Here is a 16,624-nt window from a genome sequence, read left to right on the forward strand (position 1 = left end):
GAGGTGTGGTCAGCGCGGCGACTAAAATCCGGGGGCCATCGCCGAAGGCGCGCAGGCCGGAGGATTTCCCAGTACGAGGGCCTCGGTACGGGACCGGCGGCGCGATGGCCCCGCGTTGTCGCTGTGGAGGATCGTTCCCGTGAAGGTCAGCGTGATCATGCCGGTCTACGACTGCCGGCCCAGCCTGGAACGTGCGCTCCGGTCGGTGTCCGCGCAGAGCATCGGCGTGGACGCGCTGGAGGTCGTCGCGGTCGATGACGGCTCCACCGACGGCAGCGGGGAGGAGCTGGACCGGTGGGCGGCGCGGTGGCCGTGGCTGCGGGTCGTTCACCAGCCCAATTCGGGCGGGCCAGGCGGGCCGCGGAACACCGGGCTGGAGCACGCCACCGGCGAGTACGTCTTCTTCCTCGACGCCGACGACTACCTGGGCGACGAGGCGCTGGAACGCATGTGCGCGATGGCCGACGCCAACGGCACCGACGTGGTGATCGGCCGGTACGTGGGCATCGGGCGCAAGGCGCCGCGGTTCGAGCGCGACGTCGCGCGGACGACCGTGCTCGCGGCGGACCCGCCGGTGTACGACTCGCTGTCGGTGCTGAAGCTGTTCCGGCGGTCCCTGATCGACCGGCTGGAGCTGCGGTTCCCCGCCGGGCTGCTGGCGTACGAGGACCAACTGTTCGCGGCGCGGGCCTACTTCGGCGCCGACGGGATCTCGGTGGTGGGGGAGTACGACTGCTACTACTGGGTCGATCGTGAGGACGGCACCAGCGTCCTGCAGCAGGGCGGCCCGACGGCCGGCCCGCATTTCGCGTGCATCGCCGAGCTGATGCGGTACATCGCGGAGCAGGTGCCGCCGGGACCCGACCGCGACCGGCTGATGGCCCGGCATTTCCTGAACGAGATCTTCTCCCGGTTCGGGCGGCGCTACCCGGGCCTGGACGCGGCGGAGCAGGCCGCGACGCGGGACGGGGCCCGGCCGCTGTTCGAGCAATGGTGGACGCCCGGGGTGGCCGAGCGGTTCGGCGCCAGGGGGCGGCTGATCGTCCACTGCGTGACCGAGGGTCTGGACGATCTGCTCGCGCGAGTCGTCGCGTGCGGGATGGACGGCCCTCCGCCCGAGGTATTGGTCGAAGGGGCGCGGGTCTTCCAGCTCTATCCCGGGTTCCGGGACGCCCTGCCCGGCACGGCCGTGCCGGACGAGCAGGTGCCAGATGAGCATGTGCCCGACGAGAACTACGAGATCACGCACCGGGTGCGGCAGCGGCGCCGGCTGGACACGGTGGAGTGGCGGGGGGATCGGCTGCGGGTCCGCGGGCACGCCTCCCTGACCGAGATCGGCGAGCGGGACCAGTCCGCTGAGCTGGTCCTGCGCGAGCGCGACGGCGCGATGGAGTTCCGGGTGCCGTTCCAAGCGGAGACCATGGACGGGGCGTTCTGCGACAGGGCGTCCGGCGACGCGGAGCTTCCGTGCATGGTCGCCGACATCGATCTCGCGGGCGGCGGCCCGCTGCCGGCCGGACGCTGGGACATCGTCGCCGTGACGAAGGCCGGCGACCTCACCCGTGAGGGGCCGCTGTCCCCGGCTGCCGAGGTCGAGCCGCCTGGTTCCCGCATTCTCCCGGTCAAGAGCGGTGCCCCTTATGTGACGCCCTACTTCACCCGTGGTCGCGGTGTGCTCGCGCTGCACTGCGGCGGGCTGGAAGGCCACCCCGCACCGGTCACCACGTTCGCGGCGGCGCTGGTCGAAGGCCCGGCCCTGGAGCTGACCCTGGAACCGCGGGCCGCGGTGCCCGCCGAGATCGCGATCACCGCGGTGCTGCGGAGGCGCGGCGCCGAGACGGTGACCGTGACGCCGCTGCGGACGCGGCATACGGACGAGGGCGTGCGGGCCACCGGCCGGATCCCGCTCAAGGGCCTGGCGCCCGGCCGCTGGGACGTGTCGTACGGGATCGCGGCCGGCGGTTCGGCCGACGAGCGGCGGCTGCCGGCCCCGGCGCGGCCGCCCGTTCCCGGGTACGGGATCGAGCCGTACGTGACGGAGAAGGGCAACCTCTCGCTGGTGGTCAGTCCGCGCCGGCGGCTTCCGTGGCGCCGCCGCGCCCAAGGGTGACCTGCTCGCCGTGACGTTCCCCCAGGCAGATGCGGAAAAGGGTCAGTAGCTCGGCGACGTCGCCGCCGTAGCGTTCGGAGGCGATGAGCTCGCCGATCGCCGCGAGGTCCTCCGGAACGGTGCCGGCGAGCGGGCGTTGGAGCAGGAGCCCGGCGGGGTCGAGGTACGGCCCGTGCACCTCGATACACGTCCGGTCGCCGAACGCCACATGCTCGCCCGATGGCGTCGACCAGATGTGGTGGGCGTCCAGCTTGCCGACGACCGGTGGGTCGGTCCGTTCGAGCGTCGATGGGTCCAGGTAGACCGGCCGTCCCTCGCACACGGCGATGCGGTCGTTCGCGGGAAGGGCGGTGATCCACCGGCCCAGGACGGGAAACCGAAACGGCGCCGTGCGTTCGAGGGTCAGCGAGGCGCCGTCGAGGCGCCAGGCGGCGACACGGTACGAGTCGTCCACGGTGATGATCCGGTGCGGGGACGCGAAGGCGAACATGCGGAAGTCGGTGGTGCCGCCTCGGTGCGTCCGGGGGAGGCCGTGCGTTCGGGCCAGGACCCGTCCCGCGCCGGCGTCCAGCACGGCGAGGTCGCGGTCGCCGATGGCGATCAGCCCGCTCTCCGGCTCCACGGCGAACGAGAACGCCCACGGCCGCTTCAGCCCGAGGTCCTCGGTGCGGGCATGGAACGCGGGGCCACTGTGCGAGGGGACCCCGTGCGAGGGGACGCCGTACGGCGGCGAGAACAGATGGACGCCACCGAAGCTCGTGGCCACCACCCCGTTCGGCGCGAGTCTGACGGCACCGACCTGGCCGCCGAGGTCGAAGTCGTAGAAGCGCTCGCGCTCTCCTCCGGCATACCGCACCAGCGAGCCGGTCGTGCTGCCGGCGATCGCGATGATGTCGTCGCCCGTGTGCACGGCTTCCCGCCATGAACTGTCGCCCACCCCGCCCCTGCCGCCCTCGTACGTTGCGACGACCCGTCCCTCCGGCAGGGCGAACTCGATGAGGTGGTGGCACATGCGGCCGCCGGGCACGCTGTGTCCGAAGACGGCCAGGCGGCTACCGTCCGGGGAGAGCGCGCAGCCCTCGATCTGCTCGAGTCCGGTGTTCAGCCGGATGGGATCGCGCCGGTTCAGCGACTCCAGTGCGGCGACGGCCGGCTCCGGCTCCATGCGCCGCAGCCGGTCGAACACCGCGCCCGCGTCGCCCGAGGGCCGCCACTCCTCGATCAGGTGAACGGCCGCGATCGCCTCCACCAGCGGGAGGTCGCGCGCCAGCCGCCACAGCTCAGGCCACGCGCCGCCGGCGGCCAGCCCGCCGGCCAGGAGCCCGCGCTCCTCGACGCTCATCGCCCGCCGCTCCGCAGTGCCCAGCAGGACCCGTACGAGGTCAGGTTCCTCCGCGACGGCAACCGCCGCGTTCAGCCGGGAGCGCAGTCCGGCCGGTGCCTTCGCGTACGCGGCGGCCAGCAGCGCTCCATCGGGATCTGCCTCCCGGCTTCGCGCGCTCTGACCGGTGAGCAGCAGGAAGATGACCCGTTCGGCCGGATCGGACGGCTGCAGCCCCCGCTCCACGCAGGTCGCGATCACGATCCGCCGCACGGCGTCGGGTGTCCGCTCCGAGATCACTGCCCGGCACAGGTCCGCGGGTGCGGCGGACCCGAGGGCGAGCAGGCTCAGCCGCCGGACGACTCCTTCCCCCGCCGTCGGCGCCGGGCGGCCGATCGCACGGAGGAACTCCCACAACGGGTCTCCTGGGTCGTTCAGCCAATGCCGCCAGGCGAACCCCAGCGTGTCCGGTTCGAGGGGACGGGGATTGCGGAGAAGTTCGCGGAGCAAGGCGTCGCTCCCCGGCCCTGCGGCCGCGGAGGCGAGCGCTTGCCACAGGTTTCCGAGAACGGGCTCGGCGGCCTCGCCACAGGCCCGGACGGCGCCGGTACGGACGTCCTCGTCATCGTCGTCCAGCAACTCGGCGACGGCCGGACCGGCGTCCGGTGCCCAGCATTCGAGCAGGCGGCCGTTCAGGGCGGCGGCCGTCCACCGTTCCTTCCCGTGTTTCGGGATCAGGCCGTGCTCGAGTACCACCGCACGGAACGCGTGATCGCGCTCTTTCGCCCACACTTCCGCCACAAGGTCCCGGGTGTCCTCGCGCCAGAAGTGCGTGCGGTGCTCATCGCCGGTCGCGAGCCGCAGCAGCGCGGCTCGAGCATGGTCGTCATGCTCACTCGCCTTGACGAGAGTGATCCAGGCCCGCAGCGAGAAGCGGCTCGCCCAGCGGTTCTCCCAGGGACGCGCCGACCAGCGGACCAGCCGGTCCGCTCTCCGCCGTGACATCGCCATCAAGCCTCCCAGCGTTCCAGCAGGCAGAGCCGGAAGATCCGGAGCAGTTCCGCCGCGTCCCCGCGGTACGAGCCGGAGGCCAGCAGCGCCTCGATGGCTTCGAGATCCGCCGGGACGGTGGCGTCCGCGAGCGGCCGGTCGAGCAGCCGCCCGGCCCGATCCCGGTACGTCCCGTGCACCTCCACCTGCGTTCCGTCGGAGAACGCCACATGGTCGCCCGAGGGCGTGGAGCAGACCAGCGAGACGGTGTCCAGCCCTGGGATGAACGGCGGCTCCGCCGGCTCCAGTGTCGACGGGTCCAAATGGACGACTCCCTCGCACGCGGCGGCGATGTGGCCGGAGGCCGGAAGCGCGGTGATCCCTTCGACGGAGGTGGCCAGTCGTGCGGTCCGGTCGGCGACCAGGGTGCCGGCGTCACGCCGCCAGGCGGTCACCTCGACTCCCCGGTCCAGGGTGATCAGCCGGTGCGGGGAGGAGAAGACGAGCCCGCGAGGCTCCGCCAGATGCACGTGCGTGCGAGCGAGGACGCGGTCGGCGTCCGCGTCCAGCACGGCGATGTCGGAATCGCCCACGGCGATTCGTCCGGTCCGGGGTTCCACGGCGATCGAACGTGCCGGCCACATCAGTCGGAGCCTGCGGAGATCGACGCTGTGATGGGCACCGTCGAAGGGCGGTGGAAACAAGCTGATTCTGCTGTTGGAGCCGACGACCAGGCCACGCGGAGAGAACCGGATGGATTGGAGTAACTCGCCCCACTCGGTGGCGTGGTGGATGCGCTCGTCCGCACCTTTCTCGTACCGCATCAGGGCTGATTCGTCCGAGCTGTTCTGGAGTGCCAGGACGGCCTCACCGGTGTGCACGATTCCCGCCCATTCGCTCCTGCCCGCCAGCGGTAGGGGGGTGTACTGGGCGATGACGCGTGCTTCCGGCAGGGCGAACTCCATGAGGCGGAGCGACGGACGATCCAGCGTGCCGACGGCCGGCAGCATGCCGACGGCCAGGCGCGTGCCATCCGGGGAGAGGGCACAGCACTGGATCTCGATCCCCGCGCCGTCCGGTTCGGGCCGGATGGGCTCCAGCGTGCCGAACGCGCTCAGCGCGGCGGCGGCGCGTTCGGGACCCAGCGCGAGCATGCGGTCGAGCAGCGCGCCCGTGTCGTCCGGCCCCCGCCATCCCTCGATCCGCTGCACGGTCGCGATCGCCTCAGCGAGCGGGAGGCCGAGCGCCAGTCGCCACAGCTCCGGCCACGCTCGCCGCGCGACCAGGTGATCGGCCAGGGAACCGCGGTCGCGTACGGTCACCGAGCCCGGCCCGGCGATGCCCACGAACCTGCGGATCAGATCCAGGTTCTCCGTTGCGGTGATCGCCGCACGAAGCCGTTCGCGCAGTTCCTCCGGGGCCTTGCCGTACGCGGCGGCCAGCGCCGCGGCATCCGTGCTGTGCCCGGCCGGCTGCCCCGCCGACTCCCTGGTCAGCTGTCCGGCCAACAGGAGGAACAGTGCGCGTTCGGGTGGATCGGACGGCAGTATCGCGCGTTCCGCGCAGGTCCCGGCGACGATCCGCCGTACATGTTCGGGCGTCCGCGCCGAGATCACCGCACGGCACAGGTCCTGTGGAGAGGCGGACCCGAGGACGAGCAGGCTCAGCCGGCGGGTCTCCCCGTCCCCTGACGCGGGTGCGGGCAGGGCCAGGGTACGGAGGAACTCCGACAAGGACGCGCACGGCTCGTCCAGCCAGAGCCGCCATGCGGTGTGAAGCGAGTCCGGTGAGAGGGGATGGGGGTTGCGCCGCAGGACCTCCAGCAGGATCTCCCGCCTGGCGGAGGAGACCGGGAGAAGCATGTCCCATAAGGCTCCGAGAAGGGGTTCGGCGGTGTCACCCCAAACCCGGGCGGTGCTTTCGCGCACCTTCTCGTCGGTGTCGGCGAGCAGATCGATCGGGGAGTCGTCGCCGGCGGACATGAGATGCAGGCTCCAGTCGTTCCGCAGAACGACGGCCACCCACGATGCAAGGTCCTCGGCCAGCGACATGCCATGTTCACCGACCGCTTGCCGCAGCACCGGGCGGCGATCACGTACCCAGCGGTGAGCCAGCAATTCACGGGCGGCCTCACGGCGGGGATGCAAAAGGTACTCGTTGCCGACGGCCAGACGCACCAGCACCGTGAGGGCCGGGCCGCCGTCCTCGCTCGCCTCCGTGAGTTTGGACCATGCTCGACGACTGGTGTCGCGCATCGATTGGTTCCACCAGTGGAACCCGGGCCGGTCGAACCACACGGTCCATAGGAGCAGGCGTTCCGCTCGCCGCTGCGTCATCCTCATTGAGATCAACTATCGGCGGTCGCGTGCTCCTTGCGGTGACCGGAAGCGGTCGCGTTCCGTAGCAGGTGCAGTGCGAGCCAGGCCATCCACACCCACACGACGGTGACCGCTCCGCGCTGCAGGAGGCCGCCGTGGTCGACCAGGGCCTCGTTCTGCGAGAACGCCACGTTGGACAGTTCCATCAGCACCAGGAAGAGGAGACCGGCGGTGGCCGAGAGGACGGCCCGTCCGGTGGAACGTACGCGGGCGAAGCGCCGCGTGAACACGAAGCACACCGCGGCCATCCCCAGGAATCCGATGATCGACACGCCGTCGTGCAGGGCGCCGAGCGTCGTGTACTCCTCGAGCAGATCGGGCGTTCCGCTCGGGTAGCCGCTTACCGGGTCGGCACGGAAGGCCCCGGCGCCGAGCAGGCCGGCGCCCCAGAGCCCGATCAGGGCCGGGCCCCAGAACGGCCCGCCGACGGGTCTCGGTGCCGCGCGCCAGACCCCGGCGGCGAACGCCACGACCAGCACTCCTGCCACGAGGAAGTTGGCGGTCTGCGTCCAGCCGTACTCGCCCAGCGCCAGCGAGCTGACCGGATGCCGCAGGGTGCTGTAGCCGGCGCGCGTGGCGCCTTCGATGAGGTACGCGGCGGTGAACAGCGGCCCGGCGACCACACCGCAGGCCAGCAGGGCGCGCGTCGCGACGTTCGTTCCATGAGAGTCCATGCCGTCAACGTAAGTTGACGTGGCGAGCGTGTCAACTTACATTGACGCCAAGGGAGGGCAGTGCAGCGCAGACAGGCACCGCGTAGTCAGGCACCGCGTAGTCAGGCACGGTGCAGACAGACACCACGCAGTCAGGCAGAGCACGGTCGGGCGTCGTTCGGTCAGGGCTTGCGGCCGGCGGCGCAGAAGAAGCCGATCTCGCGGTCGGCGTAGAGGGTGCTGAGTTCGGGGCGCCATTTCGGGAGGGAGACCACGCCCGGCTCCAGCAGGTCCAGGCCGTCGAAGAAGCGGGCGAGTTCGGCGCCGCTGCGCAGTACGGCCGGGGTCGCGCCGCTCTCGTTCCAGTCCTGGACGACCCGCCGCACCGCCTCGCCGTTGACCTCGTCGGTGGGGCAGGCGATCACCAGATGGCTGCCGGACGGCATCGCGTCCACCAGCCGGCCGACGATCGTGTACGCCTCGTCGGTGGTGATGAACTCCAGGATGCCCAGCAGCGTGATCCCGACCGGCTGGGAGAAGTCGAGCGTGCGGGCCGCGGCCGCCAGGATCGCGTCCGGATCGCGCACGTCGGCGTCGATGTAGTCGGTCGCGCCGCCCGGCGCGCTGTTGAGCAGCGCCCGCGCGTGCGCCAGCACGATCGGGTCGTTGTCCACATACACGACGCGGCTCTCGGGGGCGAGCCGCTGCGCGACCTCGTGGGTGTTGTCGGCGGTGGGGATCCCGGTGCCGATGTCGAGGAACTGCCGCAGCCCCGCCTCGGTGACCATGTAGCGGACGGCGCGGCCGAGGAACTCGCGGTCGGCGCGCGCCCAGATCACCACCTCGGGCATGGTCTCGTTGAGGTGGTCGCCCAGCTCCTGGTCGGCGGGATAGTTGTCCTTGCCGCCGAGCCAGTAGTCCCAGACCCGCGCCGGATGCGCCACGCTCGTGTCGATCTCGATCTCGATCTCCGGACCGGGGCCGGGGGCGTACGAGTTACCGGTCATTGCGGTCACCTTCCGACGGCGTCCTCGGCGATGGCGCCTCAAGTCTGACCGGGTGTGTCGATAATCGGCAAGCCTTAGTGGTATCGAGTGAAATGTTTACGCCACACTTCTACGCCGACTGTTCCGCGGATACTCGCGCTGTAGGGCTGCGCTGCATGCCCACGCCGTATGCCTGCGCCGTATGCCTGCGCGGGATCACTCGGCCAGGATGCCGGCGCAGATGCCGGCCGTCGCCGTCGGGGGAGCGGCGTTGACCGACAGCCGGTCGAGGCACCTCTTGTAGACGGCCAGGTCGGCGGGCTTGTCCAGGTAGAGCGCGCTCGTCAGCTGCTCCAGGTAGACGATGTCGGGCAGCCCCGTCTCGGCGAACCGCAGCAGCGAGAACGGACCGGTGAACGCGGCGACCGCGCCGTGGCCGGGCGGCACGATCTGCACGGTGATCGCCGGGGACCGTACCGCCTGGATCAGCGCGGCCAGCTGGGCCCGCATGATGTCCTCGCCGCCGACCCGGCGGCGCAGCGCGGCCTCGTCGACCACCGCCCACAGCTGCGGGGCGTCGGCCCGCCGCAGGACCTCCTGGCGGCGCATCAGCAGGCTGACCCTGCGCTCGATCTCGCACGGCGGCGCGTCGGGGCGGGCCAGCGCGATCGAGGCCGTCGCGTACTCCGTCGTCTGCAGCAGCTCCGGAACGAACCGCGTCTCGTGGATCCGCAGCGTGCAGGCGGCCTCCTCCAGCCCGATGTAGACCTCGAACCACGGCGGGAGGATGTCGCCGTAGCGATGCCACCAGCCGGGTGCGTTGGCCCGGTAGACGAGTCCGAGCAGCGCCTCGCGCTCGTCCTTGTCATGCACGCCGTACAGGGTGAGCAGGTCGGCGACGTCGCGCTGCTTGAACCCCACCCGGCCGAGCTCCAGCCGGCTGATCTTGGAGCCGGAGGCCCGGATCGCGTCGCCGGCGGCCTCGCGGGAGATGCCGTTCGCCTCCCGGAGCCGCCGCAGCTGCCCGCCGAGCAGGATGCGCAGCACGGTCGGTCCCCCGTGCGCGCGCGCCGCCGTCCAGGAATGACCGCTCGGAAGCGCGTTCACCTCTGCTCCTCATGCAGTGAAGCGGGCGGGGTAGTGAAGCCGGCGGGGTAGTGAAGCGGGCGAGACAGTGAAGCCGGCAGGGAATGAAGCCGGTGGGATTGGAACGGGCCCAGGGCCAGTGTCTCACCAGAGTGGCGGGCGCCGCCGGGTGCCGCGAAATTCCGTTCGGTATGCCTCGTCCGGATCGTTCGGGTCGTTCGGCTCGCTCGCGGCGGTGCCGGTCACTTGTGGCGGTGCCGCAGAAGGAGCATGGCGGCGTCGTCGGTGATGGGGCCGCCGACGTGCTCGATCAGGTCGTTCTGGAGCTTGTCGAGGGCCTCCTGCGGCTCGGCGGCCGTCAGCAGGTGGGCACGGTCCACGAGCGGGTAGAACCGGCCGGCCGCGTCGCGGGCCTCGATCACGCCGTCGGTGTAGAGCAGCATCTGGTCGCCGGGACCGAAGTCGATCTCGAAGGACGGCGGCCGGGACGTGGTCAGGTCCATCAGGCCGAGCGGCGGCGCGACGTCGGGCGGCTCGGCCAGCTCGGTACGGCCGTCCGGGCGGATCATCAGGGGCGGCGGGTGGCCGTAGTTGAGCAGGCCGGCCTTGTCGCCGGGGCCGAGCTCGGCGAGCACGGCGGTGACGAACTGCTCGCCGGTCAGATGCCGGCTGAGCGCCCGCTCCAGGCGGAGCGCGACGCCGGGCAGATCGGGCTCGTCGTACGCGGCCTCGCGGAACGCGCCGAGCACGACGGCGGCGGTCTCCACCGCGTCCAGGCCTTTGCCCTGGACGTCGCCGACGATGACCCGTACACCGTCGGGGGTGGTCACCACCTCGTACAGGTCGCCGCCGATCCGGGCGCGAGCCGTCGCCGAGGTGTACGAGACCGCGGCGTGGATGGAGCCGGCCCGGCGGGGGACCGGCCTGAGCAGGACCCGCTGGGCGACCTCGGCGACGGTACGGATGTCGTGCAGCTCGCGTTCCTTGCGCTCGCGCGACTCGGCGGCCAGCATCGCGGCGGCGGTGACACCGACGATCGACAGCAGGGCGAGGTAGGAGCCCCGGCTGCCGAGCAGGTGGTTGTAGACGGCCAGCGCCACGCAGAGGCCGACGGACAGCAGGCCGATCCAGGCGGTACGGCGGACACCGCTGGAGAGGCTGGCGAACGCGGGACCGAGGGACAGCAGCGGGAGGTAGCCGGCGCCGGGGCCGCCGAGGAAGTCGGCCGTCCCGATGACGGCCATCACCCCGAAGGGCAGCCAGCGCAGGAAGCGGCCGCCCAGGTCTCCCGTTCCCTGCCCCACCCTGGCCCCCTGAAGTGACGTTCCCCCGCGCCGATCTGAGATCCGCGCCGATAAGAGATCCGTGTCGTACGAGATTAACCGCGCCGCCTTTCTGCGTTCGACACGCTATTGCACGGGTGCAGTGAAACCGCCGTGAAACCGAGGTAACACCCGCCACCCGCAGCATCGGTGCCATGACGACGAACCCGATACCACCGGTGAACCCGATACCACCGGTGGACCCGACACCACCGACGCACCCGGCCCCACGGGCGAGCGCGGCCCCGCCGGCGATCGAGGTCGCCGGCCTGCGCCGGTCGTACGGCGACAAGGTCGTGCTCGACGGGATCGACCTCACCGTGCCGCAGGGCTCGGTCTTCTCGCTGCTCGGCCCCAACGGCGCCGGCAAGACGACCGTGGTGAAGATCCTTTCCACATTGATCGCCGCCGATGCCGGCCGGGCCCGGGTCGCCGGCCACGATCTGGCCGAAGAGCCGGACGCGGTCCGCGCCGCGATCGGCGTGACCGGCCAGTACTCGGCGGTGGACGGCCTGCTCACCGGCGAGGAGAACCTGGTCATGATGGCGGATCTGCATCATCTGGGCCGGGACGAGGGGCGGCGGCGGGCGGCCGGGCTGCTGGGCACGTTCGAGCTGACCGAGGCGGCCGGGCAGAACGCCGCGACCTACTCCGGTGGCATGAAGCGCCGGCTGGACCTGGCGATGACGCTGGTCAGCGAGCCGCGGATCATCTTCCTCGACGAGCCGACCACCGGCCTCGACCCGCGCAGCCGGCGCACCATGTGGCAGATCATCCGCGAGCTGGTGCACGGCGGGGTCACGGTCTTCCTGACCACGCAGTATCTGGAGGAGGCCGACCGGCTGGCCGACCGGATCGCGGTCCTGGACGGGGGCCGGCTGGTGGCCGAGGGGACCCCCGCCGAGCTCAAGCGGCTCGTTCCCGGCGGCCATGTCCAGCTGCGGTTCGCCGAGCAGGCCGCGCTCGACGCGGCGGCGCGGGCGTTCGGCGAGAGCCGGCGGCTGCACGAGGTACGGCGCGACGACGAGGCGCTCACCCTCCAGGTGCCGGGGAACGGCGGCGTCCGGTCGCTGCGGGACGTGCTGGACCTGGTGGAGCGCGCCTCGGTCGAGGTGGCCGAACTGTCGGTGCACACCCCGGACCTGGACGACGTCTTCCTCGCCCTCACCGGCCAGAACGCGCCCCGTACGGGCCAGCCCACCACGGGCCAGCCGACCACGGGCCAGCCGACCACGGACCAGCCGACCACGGGCCGGCCGACAGGGGTGACCACGCGATGACCACGCTCTCGTTCGCCGCGCGCGACTCGGTCACGATGACCCGCCGCAACCTGCGGCACGCGCAGCGCTACCCCGGCATGACGATCGCCACGATGGGGACGCCGATCATCATGCTGCTGCTGTTCGTCGGCGTCTTCGGCGGCGCGCTCGGTGCCGGGATCAGCGGCGGCGGTGACTACATCGACTACATCGCGCCCGGGATCATCCTGATGGGGGTGACCTCCGGATGCATGGTGACGTCGGTGTCGGTCTGCACGGACATGACCGAGGGGATCGTCGCCCGGTTCCGTACCATGCCGATCTCCCGGACGTCGCTGCTGACCGGCCATGTCGTCGGCAGCATCATCCAGACGATGGTCAGCACGGCGCTGGTCGCCGCGGTCGCGGTCCTGATGGGCTTCCGTCCGGACGCGAGCGCGGTCGAGTGGCTGGTGGCGTTCGCGCTGCTGAGCCTCCTGTCGCTGGCGCTGACCTGGCTGGCGGTGGGGCTCGGCCTGATGGCCAAGACCCCCGAGGGGGCCAGCAACAGCCCCATCCTGCTGCAGTTCCTGCCTTTCATCGGCAGCGCGGTCGTCCCGCCGGAGTCGATGCCGGCGGGGGTGCGCTGGTTCGCCGAGTACCAGCCGTTCACGTCGCTGAACGAGACGATCCGGGGGCTGCTGATGGGAACCCCGATCGGGAGCCACGCGGTGATCTCGCTGGCCTGGTGCGCCGTCATCGGGGTAGGCGGCTACCTCTGGTCGAAGCGGCTGTTCAAGCGCGAGATGGCCTAGCGCCGACCAGGCCGACGTCGTACCGGCGGCCGCCAGTACCAGCGGTACCGGCGGCCGCCGGTACCAGCGGTCAGCAGGTCTTGCGGTAGGGGACGTCGGGGATCCGCGTCTTCCACTCCGCCTCGGTCAGGGCGTCCGCCTTGGCGCAGAGCTCATCGGTCAGCAGACGCGGCGCGATCGTGTGTCGGGCGAACCTGCCGCTCTGATCCACGCTGATCAGCGCGGAGTCATCGGGGGTGAAGGTCATCTCGACGACGAAGTCCAGGTGCCCGGTCAGCGCGCTGCCGAGCTGGGTACGGCTCTCGAGGTCCCAGAGCTTGATCTCGTTGGAATCCGAGTCACCGTGCGGGGTGGCGATCAGGCGGTCGTCGGAGGAATGGGCGACGGGAGGGGAGCTCACTCCGACCGGGAGCGGCCCGGTGCGCAGTCCGTCTCCCTTGCGCCGCAGGGTCCGTGCGTCGTAGGTGAGGATCTTGCCGGCGTTGCCTTCGGGGTGCTGGTACAGCGTCCTTCCGTCGGTGCTGAACCGGCTCGCCCACAGGCTCCCGGCTCCACCTGTGATGACCTTTCCGGACGGGAAGGCGAGAAGACCGGGCCCGGGGGCGGCCAGCACGGCCTTCCCGTCCGGCCGGAACTCCACCGAACCGGCCCCTGCGCGTATCTCGCGGATCTTCGTCATCGTGGTCAGGTCCCAGAACGTGAGCCGGGCGGTTCCCCGCTCGGTATGGCTGCGGACCAGTGATCTGTTGTCCGGAGAGAAGTCCAGATGTCGTGCGAAGTCCGACCCCGTATCGCTCCTGGGAGGAACCGATTCGGGCAGGACCCCGAGCCGGGATCGCTTGGCGAGGTCCCAGATCTCGATCTCATCGTCCCTGCTGCCGTGCCCCAGGGCGAGCAGCCGGCCGTCCCGGCTGAGCTTGAGCACTGGTTCGGAGCCTGAGAGGTCGGACGGTGGCAGGACGAACCGTTTGGCCGGTGGTGCGGTCGACCAGATCTCGATGTCGCTGCCGGCGGAGAGCGCGAGGGTGGAGCCGTCTCGGCCGGCGGCCGTCGCGCCGTACCCGTCCCCCTCCGCCACCGCGGGTCCGGTGATGCGCGCGATGTCGAGGGAACGCAGGACGCCGTCGGTGCCGACGCATCGCAACTCCGAATCGTCGGCCGAGAACCGGCTGGTGTGCGGCTCGCACTCGTCCGCGGTGGTCTCGTACCGGAGGGCGGGCTCGATGTCACCGAAGCTGGACAGTTCCCAGACGGTGAAGCCCGCGGCGATGTACCTCCCGTCATGGCTGAACCGCATCTCCACCGTCGGGGTGCCCGGCGGGCTCTTGAGATCGTTGTCCACTCCGCCGCCCAGCGGGACCAGACGGCCTCCGTCCTTGTTCGGTAGCACGGCACTCCGCCCGTCCGGGCTGAACCGGACCGGGACGTGCCCGAAGTCGTCGCGATGGAGATCGGGAACGGCGACCTTCTCGCCGGTGGCCAGGTCGATCCATTCGACCTTGTCCCTCCAGGTGAGGGACAACCTGTCCTCATGCGGGTCGAAGGACGGCACGAGGTGTTCGCCGCCGGCCTGCTCGAACACGCGTCGCCCCGTCCGGGTGTCCCAGACCGCGGCTCCCTTCCCGTCACCGCCGGGGCCGGTCACCGCGAGGAAGGTACCGGACGGGCTGAGCGCTATCTCGCCTTCGCCGAAGTCGCCGGCGGCCTGGTAGCGGTGGCCGTTGCGAGGCCGCAGTCCCGGCGCGTCCAGGATGACGGTCTGCTGGTCCCGTCCGGTACGCACCGCGACCGTGCGGCCGTCATCGGAGATGTCCATCCGGTTGACGGCGGAGGCGGCCGTGTAGGAGCCGAGCCGCCGGCCCGTGTCGACGTCCCACAGACTCACCCGGGTGCCGGAGGCGGCGAGCAGGGTCCGTCCGGTGCCGTCCAGGTCCGACTGGGACGCCTCGAAATCGGGGATCTTGACGGACTTGTCCTCCCACTGATGCCGGGTCGTCAGCAGGGCCGACCACGCCTCGGTCGTACCGGAGATCGACCACGCCGCCACGGCCAGGCGCCGGGCCAGTCGCGGGTCGGTACGGCGCAGCGCCAGCGCGAGGCCGGCGACCTGGGCGGAGGCGGCGCGGTCACGCTGGCCGGCGACCGTCTGCCGCTGGTCGACCGCGACGGCGGCGGCACCGACCGCGATGACCAGCAGCACGGCGAGCACGGCGCTGAGCAGAGTGCGCAACCGGCCGCGGCGCCGGGCCAGCATCGCCGCCGCGTCCAGGAAGGCACGCTCGACCAGGTTGAGCGTGAGGTGACGGCGTCCCGTCGCGGCCCAGGACTGCGCCCGGTCCAGCACCGTCCCCTGATAGAGGTCGCTGCTCTTGCGGCCATGACCGTCCCAGAGCCGGGAGGCGCCGACGAGGTCCTGATGGACGCTCAGCCCTGCCCGTTCGTCCTCCACCCACGCGCGCAGCCGAGGCCAGGCTCTGATCAGCGCCGCGCCGGCGAGCGTGACCGTCTCGCCTTCCCAGACCAGGATCCCGGCGGCGGTGAAGGCGCGCAGGGTCCGCTCCACGGCCTGCGCGTCGGTCTGGTCGTCGGCGAACTCGCGCCTGTGCGCCGAACGCAGCGTGTCCTCGGCGCGCTCGCCCGGGGCGACCAGGCGTAGGCACATCCGCGGGAACGCCTCCCGTGCCACCGGGTCGAGGTCGTTGTACACGGTCTCGGCCAGTTCTGCGCGGGAGCGTTCGACGTGCCCAGGGGTGTCCAGGGGAACGGCCTTGCCCGCGGCCTCGGCCAGGCTCACTCCACCGGCCAGGCCCAGCAGCAGCTCCTGCGATGTCGGCCGGTCGGCGGGGTCCTTGGACAGCGCCGCCGCCACCAGCGAACGCAGCGGCTCGTCGAGCACCGACGTGTCGGGCTCGTGGGTGGCGACCTGATGCGCGATGGCGGGAACGGTCTCACCGTCGAAGGCGGGGCGGCCCGTCGCGGCGAACAGGATGACGGCGCCCCAGCCCCACACATCGACCTTGGCGTCACTACGCAGCCCCCGGTAGCGCTCGGGCGGCATGTAGCGAAGGGTGCCCTTGACCCCGCCGGTGGTGGACAGCTCCTCGACGCCGGCGATGCCGAAATCGATCACCCGGGGGCCGTCGGAGCCGAGCAGGATGTTCTCGGGCTTCAGATCCCGGTGCACCACTCCCGCCCGGTGGATCGCCACCAGGGCCGTGGCCAGGCCGATCGCCAGCCGGCGGAGCTGCTCCGGTCCGTAGTGGCCGTCCGATTCCCGGACGGCCTGCCGCAGGTCCGGGCCCGCCACGTACTCGCTGACCACGAACGGGACCGGACCGTCCACGTCGGTGTGGAGCACCTTGGTCGTACAGAAGGGCGCCACCTTGCGCCACGCCGAGACCTCCCTGCGCAACAGGTCGCGGTCCCGGTCGCTCACGCCGTGCAGCGCCTTCACGGCCACGCGCTCGCCACCCGGCCCATAGCCCTCGTAAACGACCCCTTGGCCTCCCGCGCCGAGCCGTCCGTCGAGATAGAAGGCGCCCAGCTGGCGCGGATCGGCGGGAAGAAGCGGTGCGACCAAGTTCGACCTCCGTGGCTCGCCTCATAGAAGATCATCCGGACCAGATAGACGTCCATGTCTACTTGAAAGTTCTGGTCTCCGTGAAGTTCTGGCCAGCGGCCGAGCAAGTCGTGTGCGGCATCGGCGCCCATCCGGCGGAATCCGC

Annotated in this window: 10 protein-coding genes; 3 read left to right on the plus strand and 7 right to left on the minus strand. The window is 71.3% G+C overall.

Features of this window, described 5'->3' with window-relative positions:
- Positions 1–139 precede the first annotated feature (139 nt).
- The gene (locus ACH34Q_RS33650) at positions 140–2,110 is read left to right on the plus strand and encodes a glycosyltransferase family 2 protein (RefSeq protein ID WP_395987164.1); all 1,971 of its coding nucleotides are present in this window, start codon (positions 140–142) and stop codon (positions 2,108–2,110) included.
- Here ACH34Q_RS33650 and ACH34Q_RS33655 read toward each other — a convergent pair.
- From ACH34Q_RS33655 to ACH34Q_RS33680, 6 genes are all read right to left on the minus strand, one after another.
- Complete coding sequence (locus ACH34Q_RS33655; protein WP_395987165.1) at positions 2,064–4,436, minus strand: hypothetical protein; 2,373 nt, start codon at positions 4,434–4,436, stop codon at positions 2,064–2,066. The genes ACH34Q_RS33650 and ACH34Q_RS33655 overlap by 47 nt on opposite strands.
- Before the next feature lie 5 nt (positions 4,437–4,441).
- Positions 4,442–6,763, minus strand: coding sequence for a hypothetical protein (locus ACH34Q_RS33660; protein WP_395987166.1), 2,322 nt, complete (start codon positions 6,761–6,763; stop codon positions 4,442–4,444).
- A 5-nt stretch (positions 6,764–6,768) separates the two neighbouring features.
- Complete coding sequence (locus ACH34Q_RS33665) at positions 6,769–7,473, minus strand: DUF998 domain-containing protein (protein WP_395987167.1); 705 nt, start codon at positions 7,471–7,473, stop codon at positions 6,769–6,771.
- Positions 7,474–7,634: 161 nt separating this feature from the next.
- Positions 7,635–8,459 carry an SAM-dependent methyltransferase gene (locus ACH34Q_RS33670; protein ID WP_395987168.1) on the minus strand — a complete coding sequence of 275 codons (825 nt, stop codon included), beginning with the start codon at positions 8,457–8,459 and terminating at the stop codon, positions 7,635–7,637.
- A 195-nt stretch (positions 8,460–8,654) separates the two neighbouring features.
- Positions 8,655–9,545: a helix-turn-helix domain-containing protein gene (locus tag ACH34Q_RS33675; RefSeq protein ID WP_395987169.1), complete on the minus strand. Its 891-nt coding sequence runs from the start codon at positions 9,543–9,545 to the stop codon at positions 8,655–8,657.
- Between the two features lie 221 nt (positions 9,546–9,766).
- Positions 9,767–10,828, minus strand: a complete 1,062-nt coding sequence (locus ACH34Q_RS33680) for a PP2C family protein-serine/threonine phosphatase (RefSeq protein WP_395987170.1) — start codon at positions 10,826–10,828, stop codon at positions 9,767–9,769.
- Between the two features lie 173 nt (positions 10,829–11,001).
- Here ACH34Q_RS33680 and ACH34Q_RS33685 point away from each other — a divergent pair, with 173 nt between their 5' ends.
- Both ACH34Q_RS33685 and ACH34Q_RS33690 read left to right on the plus strand, forming a co-directional pair.
- Positions 11,002–12,126: an ATP-binding cassette domain-containing protein gene (locus tag ACH34Q_RS33685; RefSeq protein WP_395987171.1), complete on the plus strand. Its 1,125-nt coding sequence runs from the start codon at positions 11,002–11,004 to the stop codon at positions 12,124–12,126.
- Positions 12,123–12,899, plus strand: a complete 777-nt coding sequence (locus ACH34Q_RS33690; RefSeq protein ID WP_395987172.1) for an ABC transporter permease — start codon at positions 12,123–12,125, stop codon at positions 12,897–12,899. The genes ACH34Q_RS33685 and ACH34Q_RS33690 overlap by 4 nt, the downstream gene beginning before the upstream one ends.
- Positions 12,900–12,969: 70 nt before the next feature.
- Here the strand turns inward: ACH34Q_RS33690 and ACH34Q_RS33695 are convergent, their stop codons facing one another.
- Entirely contained in the window at positions 12,970–16,479 is a 3,510-nt protein-coding gene (locus tag ACH34Q_RS33695; RefSeq protein WP_395987173.1) for a WD40 repeat domain-containing serine/threonine protein kinase, read from the minus strand.
- Between the last annotated feature and the right edge of the window lie 145 nt (positions 16,480–16,624).

The organism is Actinomadura sp. 9N407 (genome assembly GCF_044326315.1).
Taxonomy (GTDB): Bacteria; Actinomycetota; Actinomycetes; order Streptosporangiales; family Streptosporangiaceae; genus Spirillospora.